This is a genomic window from Brucella sp. GW823-FHT04E01, from assembly GCF_058796175.1.
In genome coordinates, this window is record NZ_JBXAIK010000004.1 from 548,499 (window position 1) to 565,207 (window position 16,709).

Sequence of the window (16,709 nt, forward strand, 5' to 3'; positions counted from 1 at the left end):
ATTTGCAGACCGTCAAAGCCGAAATAGAGCGGGCTTCAGTTCCATGCGCCAACGAAAAACACCGCACAATAATGCAGTGCCGCGCCCACCACGACAAAGCCGTGCCAGATGGCATTCTGAAACCGCAGGCGCTCCCAGACATGGAAGATCACCCCCAACGAATAGACCATGCCACCGGCTGCAATCAGCCAGAAAACGGCTGGCGGCAGCGATTGCACCATGGTGTCGTAGACCATGACGCCGCTCCAGCCGAGCGCCAGATAAAGCAGGATCGACAGCCGGTCGAAACGACCCGGCATGAACAGTTTCAGCATGATGCCGACGAAAGCCACGCTCCAGACGAAAAGAAGCAGCGGCAGAGCACGGTCGCCCATATGCATGGCAAAAGGCGTGTATGTTCCGGCGATCAGAAGATAGATCGCCGAGTGGTCAAAACGGCGCAGGAACCATTTGGTCGGCGAAACCGGCCAGATATTGTAGACAGCCGAAATGCCGAGCGCTGCCAGAAGGCTCGCGAGATAGACACCCGACGAAATCGAGGTCGCTGCAGGCATGTTCGGCAGGAAATAGATCAGCATGGCAATGGCGCCTGCAAGCGCCAGCCCGACACCCAGAACATGGATGACGCCATCGGCCCACAATTCGGCCCGGTCATATTTCCATTTGACTGGATGAGGCAGTCTTACATTCATGAAATTTCCCTGTCGTCGGTTCAGGACAGGAAACTGCCATCACTTTGCAGCGTCAAGATGACAGTTAGTTTATTGCCCCGCCGGTGCGTAGGAAGCCTGAATGGGAGCGACGCCGGGGAGCGGTGCTGCCCCGCCTTCCGGCAAGGATACCGGCTGGATGGAAGCGGCTGCATCACGGGTCGGGCCGCTGCGCTTCCAGCTTCCGTCGAGGCCGGTTTCCTGCAACAGTCCCTTGCGCTTGGCATCGTAATAATAGCCCCGCGCATAATAGCGGACTGCCTGGCTTTCATCACCGCCCGCGACCTTATAGGCGCCGGACAGATAGCGAACCGCATATTTCAGATTGGTTTCCGCATCGAGCAGGCCCTTGGCCGCGCCCGTATAACCCATGCCGCGCGCAGTCGGATGGCTGATCTGCATCAACCCCCAATAAGGTCCGTTACGGGCGCCCGGATTGAACCGGCTTTCGCGATGCACGACCCGGCGCACAAGGCGTTCCGGCACATCATAGGCGACGGAATATTTGGTGATCAGCGCATCGAGTTCTTCCGGCGCATGATCCGGTGTCTCAAACGCCATATTGGCAGCAACGGATGCCGGCGAAGCGGCAGCCTGCGCACCGGCATAGGCCATCATCGGTTCGGACTGGCCACGAATGCCGGGAATGGGAACAACGGCAGGCAGGACCGGATCGGAAGGATCGCTCACGGCTGCGACGGTCTGCGTTCCGGCAGCAGCGCCCGCATCGGCAGTCGCCGTGCCTGCGGTATTGGCCGTGGCACTGGCAGCGCTGCCTGCTGCGGAAGCGGTCTGGCTGGAAGTATCGGTCTGCGTGATCAGCGCCGTTTTCACGGGCTTGCCGTCATTGGTGGTGTTGCAGGCGCTGAGCGCCACGGCACAACCAAGAAGCATGAGGCCCTTGCGGACCAGACCAGCGGAGGAAGAAGAGGAAAGCGCGTAACGCATGACCGGATCCGTTCTCAGGAATCGAAATCTTTTTCGATGCGTTTTTCAAGCTCGACCAGATCTTCAGGCAGAGGCAAACCACTGGCCCGCAGCGTATTGAGCTTCTCGCGAACCGTTTCACGGATTTCATGAGCGTCTTGCGGCTGATTCACCATTTGCTCGAAAAGCAGCGCAATTTCCGCCTTGATGTCCTCGAATGCCATCCAGATCCTCTTGGCTTTACGGGCATCGGAAAGCGCCCGTTTCAGTCAATATTCTTTCGGTCGATGAGGATCATGTACCATGCAAAAGACGGCAAACGGAAGCGCTAAACGTCGGGGCTCTGCCAAAATGAATATTTCAAATGGTAACAAAAAGATTAACGCACTCACAAAATGCGCGGCGACACTGCATCTACCACATTGAAATCAAAAGCAAAAATACCGAGATCATCAAAGTCCAGACCGCCATTTGGATCGAAGAGATAAATGCTCATCCAGACGAGCGCGATCACGAGCACAATTGCCAGAATCATGAGAATCAAAAGGCGTCGCCCGAGCGCGGTCTTGCGACCCGCTCCTTCCGGCGGCTGTTTGGCCATAGTCAATTGCTGCCTTGTTCAATCGTCATTGGTCGCGTTCAGTTCATCCGGCGGTGTGCCGTGTTCGGGCTCTGCCGACAGATAGCCCTCGCGCACCAGCCATTTGCGCAGGATAAGCGTCATCGCCTCGGTCTGGTTGAGACCAGGATGCTTTTCGGCGATGAAGCGCTCCAGAGCGTCGTGCACGTCATCGGGAAGATAGATGCTCATTCATGCTCCTCCACGTGAAGAGAATCAGACTACGGTTACGGTGAGGGTTGCCACGCCGTCGACCTTGCCTTCCAGGCGGTCGCCGCGCTTCACCGGCCCGACGCCCGCAGGCGTACCCGTAAAGATAAGATCGCCGGGTTGCAGCTCAAAGAGCGAAGACAGGTAGGAAATGGTTTCCGCCACCTTCCAGATCATCTGGTTGAGGTCGCCTGACTGGCGGGTTTCGCCATTGATGGCGAGCGAAATCACAGCCTTTTCCGGGTGGCCGATTTCAGACACCGGCACGATGGCCGAACAGGGTGCGGAGTGCTCAAAAGCTTTTGCGACTTCCCACGGGCGCCCGGCCTTCTTGGCCACGGCCTGCAGGTCGCGACGTGTCATGTCGATGCCAACGGCGTAGCCATAAACATGGTCCAGCGCCTTTTCGACAGCAATGTCGGTACCGCCGGCCTTCAGCGCCACCACAAGTTCGATCTCGTGATGCACGTCCTCGGTCTTCGGCGGATAAGGGAAATCACCACCTTCGATCACGAGGCTGTCCGGGTTCTTCTGGAAGAAGAAAGGCGGATTGCGGGTCGGATCGCCACCCATTTCGATGGCGTGATCGGCATAGTTCTGGCCGACGCAATAGATGCGGTGCACGGGAAAGCGCGCGTCCGTTCCCTTCACAGGCAAAAAAGGCTGCGGGGGCGGCGCAAAAACATAAGTCGTCATGGGGAACTATTCCGGTCGGAAACTGATGAAGCGATTTTCCCATCATGCAGACGCAAGCGCATCGCCGCAACCCTTGAAAGGTGCAATTCCCTGTTATCGCCCGTCCGAGACCACGACAAAATCCGCCTTGCGCGACTGCGCTACCACGAGTTCGGCATTGGGAATGTCGTTGGAAAGGGCGCGGTTTCGGGCGGTTTCGGCATCGAAACCGAAGCTGAGCCAGCGTTCGATCAGGCGACGCTCCAGCTCTGCAAAGGGCACATCCAGATAGAGCGTCATGTCAAAAAAAGGCGCAAGCTGCGCCCATGGTTGCTGATCGAGCAGCAGATAATTGCCTTCGACCAGAAGCACGCGATGCTCCGGGCCGACCACGGATGCCGCAGCGCGCGACAGCTCCAGAGAACGGTCGAAGACCGGGATGAAAACTTCGGCCTCCGCCTGTTTCAAACGCTGCAGCAGCACTGCAAACCCGGCGCAGTCGAAAGTGGGCGGCGAACCCTTGCGGCCCAGCAATCCGCGCTGATCGAGAATCCCGTCATCAAGATGAAACCCATCCATGGGCACGACGATGGACGGCGTTTCGCCGCCCTTGTTGATGGCATGGAGCAGATAGTCGGAAATGGTGGATTTCCCGGCTCCCGGCGGGCCTGCGATGGCCACGATCAGGCGCTTGTCGGTTTCCGTCAGCCGCGCAAGAATTTCCGAAGGCAGGGCTTCGCGCTCAATAGGCGTCATGTCCGGTTTCCGTGATTCGTCCTGTCACCGTGTTAAAGGCGCAGCAACCCTGTTCAAGCGCAAGTGGTCAAGCCGCTTCCTTCGGTCTCATCGCCCCGGTCATCAGCGCCACGGCATCCGACATGGAATATTCCTTCGGGTCGATGACCGTCAGGCGGCGTCCGAGTCGGTGAATGTGGATGCGGTCGGCAACCTCGAACACATGCGGCATGTTGTGCGAGATGAGGACGATAGGCATGCCGCGCCGCTTCACATCCTGAATGAGTTCCAGCACGCGGCGCGATTCCTTGACGCCAAGCGCGGCCGTTGGCTCGTCCATGATGACCACCTTGGAGCCGAAGGCGGCGGCACGCGCCACCGCAACGCCCTGACGCTGGCCACCCGAAAGGGTTTCCACCGCCTGGCCGATATTCTGGATCGTCATCAGGCCCAGTTCGGACAGTTTTTCGCGCGCGATCTTTTCCATCGCACCGCGATCCAGCATGCGGAACAGCGAGCCAAGCGGTCCCTTGCGGCGGATTTCGCGGCCCAGAAACAGATTGTCGGCGATGGAAAGCGCGGGCGACAGGGCAAGGTTCTGATAGACCGTCTCGATGCCCGCCTGTCGCGCTTCCATCGGTGAATGAAAGCTGACCGGCTTGCCGTCGAGAAGGATTTCCCCCTCGTCGGGCTTGATCGCGCCCGACAGCGCCTTGATGAGCGAGGACTTGCCTGCGCCATTGTCGCCGATGACCGCGAGGATTTCGCCGGGATAGAGATCGAAGTCGGCATGATCAAGTGCGGTGACGCGACCATAGCGCTTGACCAGACCTTTGCCAGACAGAACAGGCGTGGTGTTCGTTTTCATGCGGCAGCCTTTCTGATCCACTGGTCGATGGCGACGGCGGCAATGATGAGAACGCCGATCAGGAGATAGGTCCATTGCGGATCGGTGCCCCACAGGCGTAGCCCCAGCGAAAACACGCCGACGATCAGCGCACCGAACATGGTGCCGAGAATGGAACCGCGTCCGCCGAACAGCGAAATGCCGCCGATCACCACTGCGGTGATGGATTCGATATTGGCGAACTGGCCTGCGGTCGGCGATACCGAACCGAGACGGCCGATCATCGCCCAGCCTGCAAGCGCGCAGATGATACCGGCCAGCACATAGACCGACATGAGGATCGGCTTGACCGAGACACCGGAAAGCTGTGCCGCTTCGGGATCGTCGCCAATGGCATAGACGTGCCGTCCCCAGGCGGTGTGGTTCAGTACATACCAGAACAGCAGAACCAGAAGCACCATCGCAATGACGCCATAGGTAAAGACCGCGCCGCCAAAGCGGATGCTCTCGCCGAAAAATTGCAGGATCGGCGCTTCAGCCGTGATTTCCTGCGCGCGGATCGTCTCGTTGGCGGAATAGAGGAAGTTTGTGGCGAGGATCACCTGCCACATGCCGAGCGTCACGATGAAGGGCGGAAGGCGGACATAGGCCACGAGAAAGCCGTTGATGAAGCCGCATAGCGCGCCCGTGGCAAAGCCGCACAGAACGGAAAGTTCGGCGGGAAGCCCATAGCGAAAGGTGAACTGGCCCATCACCACCGACGACAGGACCATGATGGCGCCGACCGAAAGATCGATACCTGCGGTCAGGATCACAAGCGTCTGCGCCACGGCAATGATGCCGGTGATGGCGACCTGCTGCAGAATGAGGGTCAGTGCAAAGGCGGAGAAGAACTTGCCGCCAAGCGTGATGCCGAACACCAGCAGCGACAGGACGAGCACGATCAGCGGCACGGCAGCGGGATTGTGATGCAGGAAATTCCGCATCCGATAAAGCAGCGACTGGTCGCCCGCATCGAAAGAGGCGACATCGGCCGCGCTCTGCGCCAGCGTCTTTTCATAGTCCTGCATAGACGGTTTTTGTGCAGCGGAAGCCGCCTGTGGCTCACTCATGTCTGTCTCCTGCCTTCACCTGCAGAAAGGTCCGGCAAATCTTCCGATCTGCCGGGTCCGAGTTTCAGAAAGGGGATCAGCCCCAGCACTTGTCGAGTGCGGTCTTCGTGTCGATGGACGGAACGCCCTCCACCGGCTTGTCGGTGACAAGCGACACGCCGGTATCGACGAAGTCCTTGCCTTCGGTCGGCTTCGGCTTTTCACCCGTATCAGCAAACTTCTTGATCGCCTCGATACCGAGTGCCGCCATCTGCAGCGGATATTGCTGCGAAGTCGCGCCGATCACACCGGCCTCGACATTCTTCACGCCGGGGCAACCGCCATCGATGGAGACGATCAGCACGTCCTTTTCACGCCCGACAGCCTTCAGCGCCTCATAGGCACCGGCGGCGGCAGGTTCGTTGATGGTGTGGACGACATTGATGTTCGGATCCTTCTGGAGAAGGTTTTCCATCGCGCGACGTCCGCCTTCTTCGTTGCCATCGGTCAGGTCGCGACCGGCAATGCGCGGATCATCCTCGTCACCGAGCTTGGTCTTGTCTTTCGGGTCGATGCCGAAACCGGTGGCAAAACCCTGATCGCGCAGAACGTCGACGCTCGGCTGCGACGCGGTGAGGTTGAGAAAGGCAACCCGCGCATCCTTGGCCTTGTCGCCAAGCGTTGCCGCTGCCCATTTGCCGACCAGCTCACCGGCCAGGAAATTGTCGGTTGCAAAGGTTGCGTCCGCCGCATCGGCAGGCTCAAGCGGCGTATCGAGCGCGATGATGAGCAGGCCCGCATCGCGTGCCTTCTGCAGCGACGGCACGATGCCCTTGGTGTCGGAAGCCGTGATGAGAATGCCCTTGGCGCCATCAGCAATGCAGGTTTCGATAGCTGCAACCTGGCTTTCGGAATCGCCGTCGATCTTGCCCGCATAGGTCTTGAGATTGACGCCCAGCTCCTTCGCCTTGGCGATAGCGCCTTCCTTCATCTTGACGAAGAACGGATTGGTATCGGTCTTTGTGATGAGGCACGCACCGACATCGGCGGCATTCGCTGGCCCAGCAACAGGCAACGCGGCAGCGCCAAGCGCGAAGGCAGCAAAGGCTGCCGACAGAACTGTCTTCTTCATGGACTCCTCCCAGATTGAAACCGGTCCTCTTCCCCCGGCAGAAGAGAAGCAAAACACGGCTTCAAAACAGAGTCAATTAATAAATCCACTTGATTTATTAATATGCTGTGTCACTCTGGGAGACGGAGGAGAGAGGACCGGCAAAGCGAACAGCAGGCTGGTCGTTTCATTACGTGGTCCATCTTAAGCGTTTGTTTTTATTTTATATCCCTCACAATGAGGGCTTTTTCTCCTTCGATGGTTGGTTTAGGAATTCCGGCATTCCATGGCTGCATTTCGAGATTGCATTCCATGGCACGGAATCTGGGAGAGGCTATGGTCAGGCATAAAGTTGAAGGCGAACCAGACAACGGGTCTGCCGATACGCTTTCCAGCACCCTTTCTGGTACCCTTTCCGGCACTCCGGGTCCTGCCATGCTGCAATTCGCCGGGCCGGGCGCGAGCGTCAATCGTGGTTCAAACCAGATCGGCGTGCGCGCCTATAATGAGCGGCTGGTTCTGGCGCTCGTGCGCCGGCATGGCGCTTTGGCCCGCGCCGAAATTGCGCGCCTGACCGGACTTTCGGCACAAACGGTTTCCGTCATCATTCGTGCGCTGGAAAAAGACGGCCTCATTACGCAGGGCGAACGGGTGCGCGGTCGTGTCGGCCAGCCTTCCATGCCGATGCGCCTTGCCGCCGACGGGGTTTTCTCCTTCGGTCTCAAGATCGGGCGGCGCAGCGCGGAAATCATCCTGATGGATTTTCTGGGAGCGATCCGCGAACGGCGGCACATTACCTATCGCTGGCCTGTACCGGGTGAAATCCGCCGCTTCGCCGTCGAGAGCGTCGCCGCTTTCACGGCAGCCCTCGAACCGGCCAAGTGCGACCGCATTGCAGGGCTCGGCATCGCATTACCCTTCGAATTGTGGAACTGGGTCGAGGAAGTGGGTGCACCTGCCGAAGATCTGGATGCATGGCTCGGCGCCGATCTCGTCGGCGATTTCGCCAAGGCGTTTTCGTTTCCGGTCTTCGTGCAGAATGACGGAACGGCTGCTTGTGGTGCGGAACTGACCTTTGGTCGCGGGCCTGAATTCACCGACTTCGTCTATTTCTTCATCGGCTCGTTCATCGGCGGCGGTGTGGTGCTGAACAACACACTCTATCCGGGCCGCACGGGCAATGCGGGCGCGCTCGGCTCCATGCCGATGCGGATGCGCGGCACGTGGGAGCGCGGCGAAACCTTGCAGCTCATCGATACGGCTTCGCTGTTCGTCCTCGAACGCATGTTGCAGGAGCGGCACCTGCCCTCCGACGATCTGTGGCTTTCACCGGAAAACTGGCGCAACTTTGGTACGCCGCTCGACGAATGGGTAGCGCTTGCCGCACGCGGGCTGGCCCATGCAACGGTAGCTGCCGCCTCCGTGATCGACTTTCCCGCCGCCGTCATCGATGGCTGGTTGCCGGGTAATGTGCGTCACCGCATCGTGGAAGCGACCCGCGTGGAGCTTTCATGCCTCGACTTGCAGGGCCTGCGCGCGCCGAAGATCATCGAGGGCAAGGTTGGCGTCCACGCCAAGGCGATGGGCGCGGCAAGCCTGCCGCTTTCCAACCGCTATCTGTTCGACCAGAGCGTCCTGTTCAAGGATGCAGGTTAGTTCCCTTGATCGCCTTGTCGATATCTTTCTTTGGACCGTAAAGCGCAAGGCCGACCAGATCGGGTGCGTCGGCATTTTCCGCCATGAATACAGCGCGGTTGGCGACGTCATGCCCGGTCTCGAACATGGCGCGCACATAGGGCGCACGGATAAGATCGCGCTGGATCGATTGCTGCCATGCCCGTTGCAAAACGTCCGGTGTTGCCGAGAAGATCAGCATCGGCTGGCCGAGCAGACGCGTATGCTTGCGGCCTGCCGCATCCTCATAAGGATCGCCCATGGCGTGCGGCACAGCGCCGGATATGCCGGTCGCGATAAAGGCAGTCACGTTCAGCTTCTGCCAGACAGGCAGATCATGCAGGACAAGAATGGCTACTTTTGTATCGAAAATCATGAGCTTTTCCTCTTTTCGAGGACAGGCCTAACGGCTTTTCGCTGCAATTTCTGGAACGTTTGTGCGTCCCTTGCGATAAGCGGCAGGCGTCATGCCATAGGCGCGGCGGAACCAGCGCCCCATATGGCTCTGGTCGGCAAATCCGCTGAGCGCGGATGCTTCTGCTGGCGCCACTTTTTCGCGCAACAGGCGCCGTGCTTCAGCAAGGCGCAACTGCACCAGACAGGCATGTGGCGAGGTGCCGTATTCACGCCGGAACCCGCGTGAAAGCTGGAAACGGTCGGCGGCCCCGACCGCTTCCGCCAGTTCATCGAGGCCGAACTCCTCGTCGAAGCGCGCCCGCAGATAGTCCATCGCGCGTGCTGCGACCGGATGCGGAGCCGACCCTTTTTCTGTCACGTCCTGCCCAAGATGCCGGGCCAGATGTCGGGCAAGATGGTTCATCACCTGATCGCGGCAGTCTTCAATCATCAGGCGCGGCGCTTCGAGGAAGATTGCCTCGCAGGCGCGGGCGACCGCATGAAACAACTGTCCGTCATCGGCCAGCGTCTCGCGAAAACCGATATGCGCATCATTGCCACCCATCGCGCTTCTGACCAGCGATTGCGGCATATAAAGCATGTTATAGGCAAAACCGTCCGCCGCGACCGCCTGCCCGTCGTGGCGTTCGCCCGGCTCGATGAGAATCACTCGCCCTGGCGTGCTCTGCCGCCGTTTTCCGCGACAGAAAAAGTCCTGTACGCCCTCATGGGTCACCCCGACGAGCCATTCGTCATGGAAATGCATGTCATAGGCATGGCTGTGGAAACGCGCGGCAACGGCTTCGAGGCCGGTTGCATCGTCGCGTTTCAGGCGCATGATGTCGCGGGCGTCATGGCCATGGTGGTTCGTGTCGGTCATCGGATAAATTTGTAGCACATCGCTGCACAAACACACGCTTTGTTATTTTCAATCAATAAGTTTGATCTATGTTGTCTTGCAATGACCGCAAATGCCAACACATTGACTGCTTAATTCATTGAATCGAACGGGAAAGATATGACCGTCAAGACGATCGCGACCAAACCTTTTCAGGACCAGCAGCCGGGCACTTCAGGCCTGCGCAAGAAGGTTCCTGTATTCCAGCAGCCCAATTATGCCGAAAACTTCATCCAGTCGGTTTTCGATGTGCTGGAGGGGTTTGAAGGCAAGACGCTTGTGGTGGGCGGCGACGGACGCTTCTATAATCGCGAAGTGATCCAGAAGCTCATCAAGATGGCCGCCGCCAATGGCTTCGGGCGCATCATGGTAGGTCAGGGCGGTATTCTTTCGACGCCTGCCGCCTCCAACATGATCCGCAAATACAAGGCTTTCGGCGGCATGATACTTTCGGCAAGCCACAATCCCGGCGGCCCGAATGAAGATTTCGGCATCAAATACAATATCGGCAACGGCGGACCGGCACCGGAAAAGATCACCGAGGCGATCTTCGCCCGCTCGAAAGTGATCGACCAGTACAAGATTGCCAATGTGGCCGATATTGATATCGACACGATCGGCACGAGCCGGATCGGCGACACCGAAGTCGTCATCTTCGATCCTGTCGCCGATTATGCCGAGCTGATGGAAAGCCTGTTCAATTTCGACGCAATCCGCGCCATGATCAAGGGCGGTTTCGGTCTCAAATTCGATGCCATGCATGCAGTGACCGGGCCTTACGCCAAGGAAATCTTCGAGCACCGTCTCGGCGCGCCGGAAGGCAGCGTGATGAACTTCGTGCCCCTGCCGGATTTCGGCGGCCACCATCCGGATCCGAATCTCGTCTACGCAAAAGATCTCTATGATCTGCTCATGTCCGACCATGCGCCGGATTTCGGCGCCGCCTCCGATGGCGACGGGGATCGCAATCTCATCATCGGGCGCGGCATCTTCGTCACGCCATCCGATTCGCTTGCCATGCTGGCCGCCAATGCGCATCTGGCGCCGGGCTACAAGGACGGCATCAAGGGCATTGCCCGTTCCATGCCGACAAGTGCTGCCGCCGACCGCGTGGCTGACAAGCTCGGCATCGGCATGTTTGAAACGCCGACGGGCTGGAAGTTCTTCGGCAATCTGCTCGACAATGGCAAGGTCACGATTTGCGGCGAAGAAAGCTCCGGCACCGGGTCCGACCATGTGCGCGAGAAGGATGGCCTGTGGGCCGTACTGCTCTGGCTCAATATTCTGGCGGTGCGCAAGGAAAGCGTGAAAGACATCGTCGAGGAACATTGGGCGCGCTTCGGGCGCAATTATTACACCCGCCACGACTATGAAGCTGTCGATTCCGATATCGCCAAACAACTGGTGGCCGATCTTCGCGGCAAGCTTGCAAGCCTGCCCGGCACGACTGTCAATGGCCTCACAATCGAGAAGGCCGACGACTTCGCCTATCACGATCCGGTCGACGGCTCGATCAGCGAACATCAGGGCATCCGCATCTATTTCCCGAATGGCGGTCGTGTGGTGCTGCGCCTGTCCGGCACCGGTACGTCAGGTGCTACCATCCGCATCTATGTCGAGCGCTATGAAGCGGATACCACCAGGCACAATCTCGACACGCAGGAAACGCTGGCCCCATTCATCGACGCGGCAGAACAGATCGCCGAGGTGAAAAAGCGCAGCGGGCGGACAGAGCCGAGCGTTATCACCTGACAAAAGAAAAAGGGCCGTTTCCGGCCCTTTTTTCATTCGAAGACAATCGCCGGCGCGGGCTTTCCAGCCCCCTTGCCGCCCTTCATGTTGTCCCAGACCTTGCGGGCGATCTCGCGATAGATTTTCGCGTGTTCGCTGTCCGGTTCATGGACGGTGATCGGCGTGCCCGCATCCGAATAGGCGCGCACATCCATATGCAGCGGCACTTCGCCCAGGAACGGCACGTCGAGACGCTCCGCTTCCCTGCGCGCTCCGCCATTGCCGAAAATATCGTAGCGCGCGCCAGTATCGGGCGCGATGAAGTAGCTCATGTTTTCGACGATGCCCAGAAGCGGGACATCCACCTTGCGGAACATGTTCAAGCCCTTGCGCGCGTCGATCAGCGCCAGGTCCTGTGGTGTCGAAACGACCACGGCACCCGCCAGCGGCACCTGCTGCGCCATGGTGAGCTGTGCGTCACCGGTGCCCGGCGGCATGTCGACCACCAGAACGTCCAGTTCGCCCCAGGCCACTTCGCGCAGCATCTGCGTCAGCGCCGACATGACCATCGGCCCGCGCCAGATCATTGGCGTTTCCTCATCGACCATGAAGCCCATCGACATGACCTTGATGCCGTAATTTTCCATCGGCTTCAGGATGCGGCCTTCAACCGTTTCCGGACGACCGGAAAGGCCGAGCAGGCGCGGCATGGATGGTCCGTAAATATCGGCATCGAGAATGCCGACCTTCAGCCCGTTGGCGGCAAGACCGAGCGCAAGATTGACTGCGGTGGTGGACTTGCCGACGCCACCCTTGCCCGATGCAACAGCGATGATCGCGCCAACACCTGGAATGCCGGGCTTCGTCGCTGCGCGCTGCGGCTGTGGCGGGTGGCGATGCTGCGCCGGTGCGGCTGCAGGTCTGGCTTGCGGCTTTGGTGGTGGGGGCGCATCGTCGCTGGTACGTCCGCCTTTCTTTTCGGCGGTGAGCGTGACCAGCGCGCCAGTGACGCCCGGAATTTCCTTCACGGCCTTTTCAGCGGCAAGCCGCATCGGCTCCAGCGCATCGGCGCGCGCTGCTGGAACCGTGATGGAGAAGAAAACCTTGCCGTCGGCAATAAAGATATCCGACACCAGTCCGAGCGACACAACATCGCTTTCGAAATCCGGTCCCGTCACGGTCTTCAGCCGTTCCTGAACCTGTTCGCGTGTTACGCTTGTCATTTCGATTCCTTTAATGAAGGCAGCAAGGGAATACCGGAGTAAGGAAGTATGTCCGATGTAAGAACATATTGCCCTACTCCCCTATTCCCTTTTCATCAAAAGGCCAATGCCCGTTTCAGGCCTCTGTCAGGCTGCCTCCTCGCAGACGGCAGCCTCGGGACGATGACCCATGAGATAGAGCGCGCAGGTGGTGCGCAGCATGGAGGCAAAATTCGGGATCGCGCCATTGGCCTCCAGCGCTTCGTCGTAAAGCGTCGATATGAAGCGGGGCGTGGTCAGGTTCTGGCTGGCCGCGATCTCATCCAGCAGGCGCCAGAAGGTGGCCTCCAGCTGAATGCTGGTGGAATGGCCGCCTATGCGCACGGAGCGATTGATCTGCCGGTAGCCTTCCGGGTCCTGCTCGGCGAAAACCTTGCACATGGGTTCCTCCCTTCATTAAGAGCACGAACTTGGCTGTGGTAGCCGATTGCCACCACGCCGTCGCTTTTTCTTTCATAATCGACAACCAGCAAGACAATCGCAAGCCGCTTTTGAGGAAGCGGCAAAAGAAACAGGAGTAGCTTGTGGCTAAAGCCATTCATTCGATGATCCGTGTTCTCGACGAGGAAAAATCCGTTTCCTTCTATATCCGAGCTTTTGGCCTCGATATTGCCGAGCGCATTGATTTCGAAACCTTCACGCTGATCTATCTGCGCAATGCCGAAGCCGATTTCGAAGTCGAGCTGACGGTCAACAAGGGCCGTACCGAGCCTTACAATCTGGGCGACGGCTATGGTCATCTCGCCGTGGCGGTCGATGACGTCGATGCCGAACATGCCCGTTTCACGGAACTTGGCTTCAAGGTCGGCAAGCTTGTCGATTTCAAGAATAACGGCGTGCAGCTTGCCCGCTTCTTCTTCGTCGAAGATCCGGACGGCTACAAGATCGAAGTTCTGCAACGGGGTGGCCGCTACCAGTGAGCCGCTCCCTATCGTCTTTTCTGGCCGGGAGGAGCGGCCATGGAAGACGGGAAAGCCAGCATTCCCGGTGGTGAGAATCTCCGGGAACGCATAGCCAGCCCGCCCATTCCGGACGGGCAAGCAAAGGAGGAGAACCGAATGACTACCGTTTTTGACGGTCTTTCCACCCGAGAGAAAAAGACACTGTCCCGCCGCGATATTCTCAAGCGCGGCGCAGGCCTCAGCCTCGGCGCCATGCTCGTTGTCAGCGGCAATGCCGTTATCTGCCCGCAATTCGCATGGGCGCTTGAAACCACCACGCTCAAGCCCGAAACCATGGCGACCCTGATCCAGCTTGCGCGCGACATCTATCCGCATGACAAGCTTCCCGACCGTTTCTATGCCATTGCCGTCAAACCTTATGACGCGGATTCCGCCAAGGACGAGACGCTCAAAAAGCTGATCGAGGACGGTGTTGCCGATTTGAACAAGCGGGCTGGAGCCGGAGGCTATCTGGGGCTTGGCTGGGAGGAAGAGCGCGTCGCGATCCTGCGCGAGATCGAGAAAAGCCCCTTCTTCCAGAAGGTGCGCAGCGGGCTTGTGACCGGCCTTTATAACCAGAAGGATATCTGGCCGCTCTTCGGCTACGAGGGCGAAGCCTATTCCAAGGGCGGTTACATCCAGCGCGGCTTCGACGATATCGAATGGCTCTAGGCGCCCCCGGCGCAGGACATACCAATTTCAAAGCGGCACCACCGTCCTGCAAGCGCCTTGCGTTTTGCGGAAACGGGAAAGCATTGGGAGGAAACAATGGCTGCTCCATACAATCTCAAGGACGACAAGGTCGTCGTTATCATCGGCTCGGGCGCTGGCGGCGGCACGCTCGGCAACGAACTGGCCCAGAAAGGCATCGACGTCGTCATTCTCGAAGCCGGAAAACGCCACGAGTTCGAAGATTTTATCAATGATGAATGGGATAGTTTTGCCCAGCTCGCCTGGCTCGACAAGCGCACGACATCGGGCAGCTGGCGCGTGGCGCACGATTTCCCGAACCTGCCCGCATGGATCGTGAAGGCTGTCGGCGGCACCACCACCCACTGGGCTGGTGCATCCTTGCGTTTTCAGGATTACGAGTTCGAGACCCTGACCCATTACGGCAAGATCGAAGGGGCAAATCTGCTCGACTGGCCGATCACGCTGGCCGATCTGGAGCCTTACTACGCCAAGGCCGAGGACAAGATGGGGGTCACCCGCACCAACGGCATTGAGGGTCTGCCCGGCAACAATAATTTCAAGGTTATGAAAGCCGGTGCCGACAAGCTCGGCTACAAGGAATGCCATACGGGTCGCATGGCTATCAATTCAGCGCCGCGCGACGACCGCATGGCCTGCCAGCAGACCGGCTTCTGCTTTCAGGGCTGCAAATGGGGCGCGAAATGGTCGACGCTCTATACGGAAATTCCCAAGGGCGAGGAAACCGGCAGGCTGGAAGTTCGCCCGGAATGCACGGCGCTCAAGATCGAGCACAATGCAGCTGGCAAGGTGACGGGCGTGCTCTATGCCGACAAGGATGGCAAGCAGCACTTGCAGAAGGCGCGCGTCGTCTGCGTGGCAGGCAATTCGATTGAAAGCCCGCGCCTTCTGCTCAATTCGGCTTCGTCGAAATTCCCGGACGGCCTCGCCAATTCGTCAGGACAGGTCGGGCGCAACTATATGCGCCACACCACCGGTTCGGTCTATGCCTCGTTTGAAAAGCCGGTTCATATGTATCGCGGCACCACCATGGCAGGCATCATCCGCGATGAGGCTGCGCATAATCCGAAACGAGGCTTCGTCGGCGGCTATGAGATGGAAACCGTTTCGCTTGGCCTGCCCTTCATGGCTGCCTTCCTCAATCCGGGCGGTTGGGGGCGCAGCTTCACCTCGGCACTCGACGATTATGTCAACATGGCCGGTCTCTGGATCGTCGGCGAAGACATGCCGCAGGAGAAAAACCGCATCACGCTGAGCAAGGACGTGAAGGACGAACACGGCTTGCCGGTTCCCGACGTCTATTACGACGATCACCCGAACGATATCGCCATGCGCGATCATGCCTATGCGCAGGGCAAGGCGCTTTATGAGGCCGTGGGTGCCGTCCGTACCTTCCCGACCCCACCCTATCCGTCAACGCATAATCTGGGCACCAACCGGATGAGCGAAAAGCCGCAGGATGGCGTCGTGAACAAGCACGGACAGACGCATGACATCAAGAATCTGTTCGTTTCCGATGGCAGCCAGTTCACAACCGGCGGCGCGGAAAACCCGACCCTGACCATCGTGGCTCTCGCTATCCGTCAGGCTGATTACATCGCGGAACAGATGAAGAAGCGGGCGATCTGACCTCCATATCTATTCTCCCGACCGATGGAAAACAGAAACGGCGCGACCAATTCGCGCCGTTTCTGTTTGATGCTTGGCAAAGACAGCTCCTTTAGGCTAGGTAAATTCGGCTTGAATGGAGAAGCTTTGAGTTGAAGACAAGCATCGGCCAATATCGGATATCCCTGGCTATACGCGTCCTTAGCGTATTCGCCCTGATGTTCGTCGCCTTTGCGCACAAGCCCATCGACCTCAATGCGCCCGACAGCTACCTGCTTGCCCAATACCAGTTGCCTGACGGAACCTACCCGGTGCTCTGCATCGGCGATCATGGTTCCGATCCCAACCATCAGGGTCACGACAAGCATCTGAGCAACAATAGTTGCGAAGCCTGCCGGATTTCATCGGCCTTCCTGTGCCCTGCGCCTGCGGGTTCAACCGGTGCTGCCCCGCATATCGCCATGGCGGATGGCATCGTGCCGCCGCAACCGATCCTGCAGCACAACACCTATCCGCCATCGGCACCGCCGCAAGCGCCGCCTCTCGCCTGAATAATATCGTTT

General features: G+C 58.9%; 20 protein-coding genes. 6 read left to right on the forward strand and 14 right to left on the reverse strand.

From position 1 onward, the window contains the following. Positions 1-35: 35 nt before the first annotated feature. The 10 genes from trhA to AC1RHM_RS17750 all read right to left on the reverse strand — a co-directional run bounded on the left by trhA (position 36) and on the right by AC1RHM_RS17750 (position 6,946). On the reverse strand, positions 36-692 hold the full coding sequence (gene trhA / locus AC1RHM_RS17705; protein ID WP_010657882.1) for a PAQR family membrane homeostasis protein TrhA: 657 nt from the start codon (positions 690-692) through the stop codon (positions 36-38). 69 nt (positions 693-761) lie between these two features. After that, positions 762-1,658 (reverse strand): lytic transglycosylase domain-containing protein, encoded by an 897-nt coding sequence (locus tag AC1RHM_RS17710; protein ID WP_010657881.1) that lies wholly within the window; start codon positions 1,656-1,658, stop codon positions 762-764. Positions 1,659-1,672: 14 nt separating this feature from the next. After that, positions 1,673-1,861: a hypothetical protein gene (locus AC1RHM_RS17715; RefSeq protein WP_010657880.1), complete on the reverse strand. Its 189-nt coding sequence runs from the start codon at positions 1,859-1,861 to the stop codon at positions 1,673-1,675. Positions 1,862-2,025: 164 nt separating this feature from the next. Further along, entirely contained in the window at positions 2,026-2,238 is a 213-nt protein-coding gene (locus AC1RHM_RS17720) for a hypothetical protein (RefSeq protein WP_029375838.1), read from the reverse strand. A gap of 18 nt (positions 2,239-2,256) precedes the next feature. Beyond that, positions 2,257-2,448: a ribbon-helix-helix domain-containing protein gene (locus AC1RHM_RS17725; RefSeq protein WP_010657878.1), complete on the reverse strand. Its 192-nt coding sequence runs from the start codon at positions 2,446-2,448 to the stop codon at positions 2,257-2,259. 24 nt (positions 2,449-2,472) lie between these two features. Continuing rightward, complete coding sequence (locus tag AC1RHM_RS17730) at positions 2,473-3,162, reverse strand: fumarylacetoacetate hydrolase family protein (protein WP_010657877.1); 690 nt, start codon at positions 3,160-3,162, stop codon at positions 2,473-2,475. 93 nt (positions 3,163-3,255) lie between these two features. Beyond that, positions 3,256-3,897: a nucleoside/nucleotide kinase family protein gene (locus tag AC1RHM_RS17735; RefSeq protein ID WP_010657876.1), complete on the reverse strand. Its 642-nt coding sequence runs from the start codon at positions 3,895-3,897 to the stop codon at positions 3,256-3,258. A gap of 67 nt (positions 3,898-3,964) precedes the next feature. Beyond that, entirely contained in the window at positions 3,965-4,744 is a 780-nt protein-coding gene (locus AC1RHM_RS17740; RefSeq protein ID WP_010657875.1) for an ATP-binding cassette domain-containing protein, read from the reverse strand. Next, positions 4,741-5,835, reverse strand: coding sequence for an ABC transporter permease (locus AC1RHM_RS17745; RefSeq protein ID WP_010657874.1), 1,095 nt, complete (start codon positions 5,833-5,835; stop codon positions 4,741-4,743). Before AC1RHM_RS17745 ends, AC1RHM_RS17740 begins: the two co-directional genes overlap by 4 nt. A 76-nt stretch (positions 5,836-5,911) precedes the next feature. Beyond that, positions 5,912-6,946: a sugar ABC transporter substrate-binding protein gene (locus AC1RHM_RS17750; RefSeq protein ID WP_010657873.1), complete on the reverse strand. Its 1,035-nt coding sequence runs from the start codon at positions 6,944-6,946 to the stop codon at positions 5,912-5,914. 315 nt (positions 6,947-7,261) lie between these two features. Here AC1RHM_RS17750 and AC1RHM_RS17755 point away from each other — a divergent pair, with 315 nt between their 5' ends. Further along, positions 7,262-8,581, forward strand: a complete 1,320-nt coding sequence (locus AC1RHM_RS17755) for an ROK family transcriptional regulator (protein WP_010657872.1) — start codon at positions 7,262-7,264, stop codon at positions 8,579-8,581. On the opposite strand, the gene AC1RHM_RS17760 is transcribed toward AC1RHM_RS17755, so the two are convergent. Together AC1RHM_RS17760 and AC1RHM_RS17765 are read right to left on the reverse strand one after the other, a co-directional pair. Then, a complete protein-coding gene (locus tag AC1RHM_RS17760; RefSeq protein ID WP_010657871.1) occupies positions 8,565-8,975 on the reverse strand; it encodes a DUF2000 family protein in 411 nt (136 codons plus the stop codon). The two genes, AC1RHM_RS17755 and AC1RHM_RS17760, sit on opposite strands and share 17 nt — an antisense overlap. A gap of 27 nt (positions 8,976-9,002) precedes the next feature. Further along, positions 9,003-9,875 carry an AraC family transcriptional regulator gene (locus tag AC1RHM_RS17765; RefSeq protein ID WP_010657870.1) on the reverse strand — a complete coding sequence of 291 codons (873 nt, stop codon included), beginning with the start codon at positions 9,873-9,875 and terminating at the stop codon, positions 9,003-9,005. A 138-nt stretch (positions 9,876-10,013) separates the two neighbouring features. On the opposite strand from AC1RHM_RS17765, the gene AC1RHM_RS17770 reads away from it, so the two are divergent. Then, complete coding sequence (locus AC1RHM_RS17770; protein ID WP_010657869.1) at positions 10,014-11,645, forward strand: alpha-D-glucose phosphate-specific phosphoglucomutase; 1,632 nt, start codon at positions 10,014-10,016, stop codon at positions 11,643-11,645. Positions 11,646-11,677: 32 nt separating this feature from the next. Here AC1RHM_RS17770 and apbC read toward each other — a convergent pair whose 3' ends face one another. Together apbC and AC1RHM_RS17780 are read right to left on the reverse strand one after the other, a co-directional pair. After that, positions 11,678-12,847: an iron-sulfur cluster carrier protein ApbC gene (gene apbC / locus AC1RHM_RS17775; protein WP_010657868.1), complete on the reverse strand. Its 1,170-nt coding sequence runs from the start codon at positions 12,845-12,847 to the stop codon at positions 11,678-11,680. Positions 12,848-12,973: 126 nt separating this feature from the next. Then, positions 12,974-13,267 (reverse strand): ribbon-helix-helix domain-containing protein, encoded by a 294-nt coding sequence (locus AC1RHM_RS17780; protein WP_006471202.1) that lies wholly within the window; start codon positions 13,265-13,267, stop codon positions 12,974-12,976. A gap of 143 nt (positions 13,268-13,410) precedes the next feature. Between AC1RHM_RS17780 and AC1RHM_RS17785 the strand changes: the two genes are divergently transcribed. The 4 genes from AC1RHM_RS17785 (at position 13,411) to AC1RHM_RS17800 (ending at position 16,697) form a co-directional block, all read left to right on the forward strand. Continuing rightward, positions 13,411-13,806, forward strand: coding sequence for a VOC family protein (locus AC1RHM_RS17785; protein WP_010657867.1), 396 nt, complete (start codon positions 13,411-13,413; stop codon positions 13,804-13,806). Positions 13,807-13,944: 138 nt separating this feature from the next. Further along, the gene (locus AC1RHM_RS17790) at positions 13,945-14,499 is read left to right on the forward strand and encodes a hypothetical protein (protein ID WP_029375836.1); all 555 of its coding nucleotides are present in this window, start codon (positions 13,945-13,947) and stop codon (positions 14,497-14,499) included. Between the two features lie 96 nt (positions 14,500-14,595). Then, a complete protein-coding gene (locus AC1RHM_RS17795) occupies positions 14,596-16,167 on the forward strand; it encodes a GMC family oxidoreductase (protein WP_010657865.1) in 1,572 nt (523 codons plus the stop codon). A 131-nt stretch (positions 16,168-16,298) separates the two neighbouring features. After that, entirely contained in the window at positions 16,299-16,697 is a 399-nt protein-coding gene (locus AC1RHM_RS17800) for a hypothetical protein (protein WP_010657864.1), read from the forward strand. Positions 16,698-16,709 lie beyond the last annotated feature (12 nt).

What these genes read in the sequence shown, in the direction of transcription:
- AC1RHM_RS17745 (WP_010657874.1), bottom strand. Translation starts at nt 5,835, where the DNA reads ATGAGTGAGCCACAGGCGGCTTCCGCTGCACAAAAACCGTCTATGCAG.
- AC1RHM_RS17730 (WP_010657877.1), bottom strand. Translation starts at nt 3,162, where the DNA reads ATGACGACTTATGTTTTTGCGCCGCCCCCGCAGCCTTTTTTGCCTGTG.
- AC1RHM_RS17710 (WP_010657881.1), bottom strand. Translation starts at nt 1,658, where the DNA reads ATGCGTTACGCGCTTTCCTCTTCTTCCTCCGCTGGTCTGGTCCGCAAG.
- AC1RHM_RS17750 (WP_010657873.1), bottom strand. Translation starts at nt 6,946, where the DNA reads ATGAAGAAGACAGTTCTGTCGGCAGCCTTTGCTGCCTTCGCGCTTGGC.
- AC1RHM_RS17780 (WP_006471202.1), bottom strand. Translation starts at nt 13,267, where the DNA reads ATGTGCAAGGTTTTCGCCGAGCAGGACCCGGAAGGCTACCGGCAGATC.
- AC1RHM_RS17770 (WP_010657869.1), top strand. Translation starts at nt 10,014, where the DNA reads ATGACCGTCAAGACGATCGCGACCAAACCTTTTCAGGACCAGCAGCCG.
- AC1RHM_RS17725 (WP_010657878.1), bottom strand. Translation starts at nt 2,448, where the DNA reads ATGAGCATCTATCTTCCCGATGACGTGCACGACGCTCTGGAGCGCTTC.
- AC1RHM_RS17790 (WP_029375836.1), top strand. Translation starts at nt 13,945, where the DNA reads ATGACTACCGTTTTTGACGGTCTTTCCACCCGAGAGAAAAAGACACTG.
- trhA (WP_010657882.1), bottom strand. Translation starts at nt 692, where the DNA reads ATGAATGTAAGACTGCCTCATCCAGTCAAATGGAAATATGACCGGGCC.
- AC1RHM_RS17735 (WP_010657876.1), bottom strand. Translation starts at nt 3,897, where the DNA reads ATGACGCCTATTGAGCGCGAAGCCCTGCCTTCGGAAATTCTTGCGCGG.
- AC1RHM_RS17720 (WP_029375838.1), bottom strand. Translation starts at nt 2,238, where the DNA reads ATGGCCAAACAGCCGCCGGAAGGAGCGGGTCGCAAGACCGCGCTCGGG.
- AC1RHM_RS17765 (WP_010657870.1), bottom strand. Translation starts at nt 9,875, where the DNA reads ATGACCGACACGAACCACCATGGCCATGACGCCCGCGACATCATGCGC.
- apbC (WP_010657868.1), bottom strand. Translation starts at nt 12,847, where the DNA reads ATGACAAGCGTAACACGCGAACAGGTTCAGGAACGGCTGAAGACCGTG.
- AC1RHM_RS17740 (WP_010657875.1), bottom strand. Translation starts at nt 4,744, where the DNA reads ATGAAAACGAACACCACGCCTGTTCTGTCTGGCAAAGGTCTGGTCAAG.
- AC1RHM_RS17715 (WP_010657880.1), bottom strand. Translation starts at nt 1,861, where the DNA reads ATGGCATTCGAGGACATCAAGGCGGAAATTGCGCTGCTTTTCGAGCAA.
- AC1RHM_RS17760 (WP_010657871.1), bottom strand. Translation starts at nt 8,975, where the DNA reads ATGATTTTCGATACAAAAGTAGCCATTCTTGTCCTGCATGATCTGCCT.
- AC1RHM_RS17795 (WP_010657865.1), top strand. Translation starts at nt 14,596, where the DNA reads ATGGCTGCTCCATACAATCTCAAGGACGACAAGGTCGTCGTTATCATC.
- AC1RHM_RS17755 (WP_010657872.1), top strand. Translation starts at nt 7,262, where the DNA reads ATGGTCAGGCATAAAGTTGAAGGCGAACCAGACAACGGGTCTGCCGAT.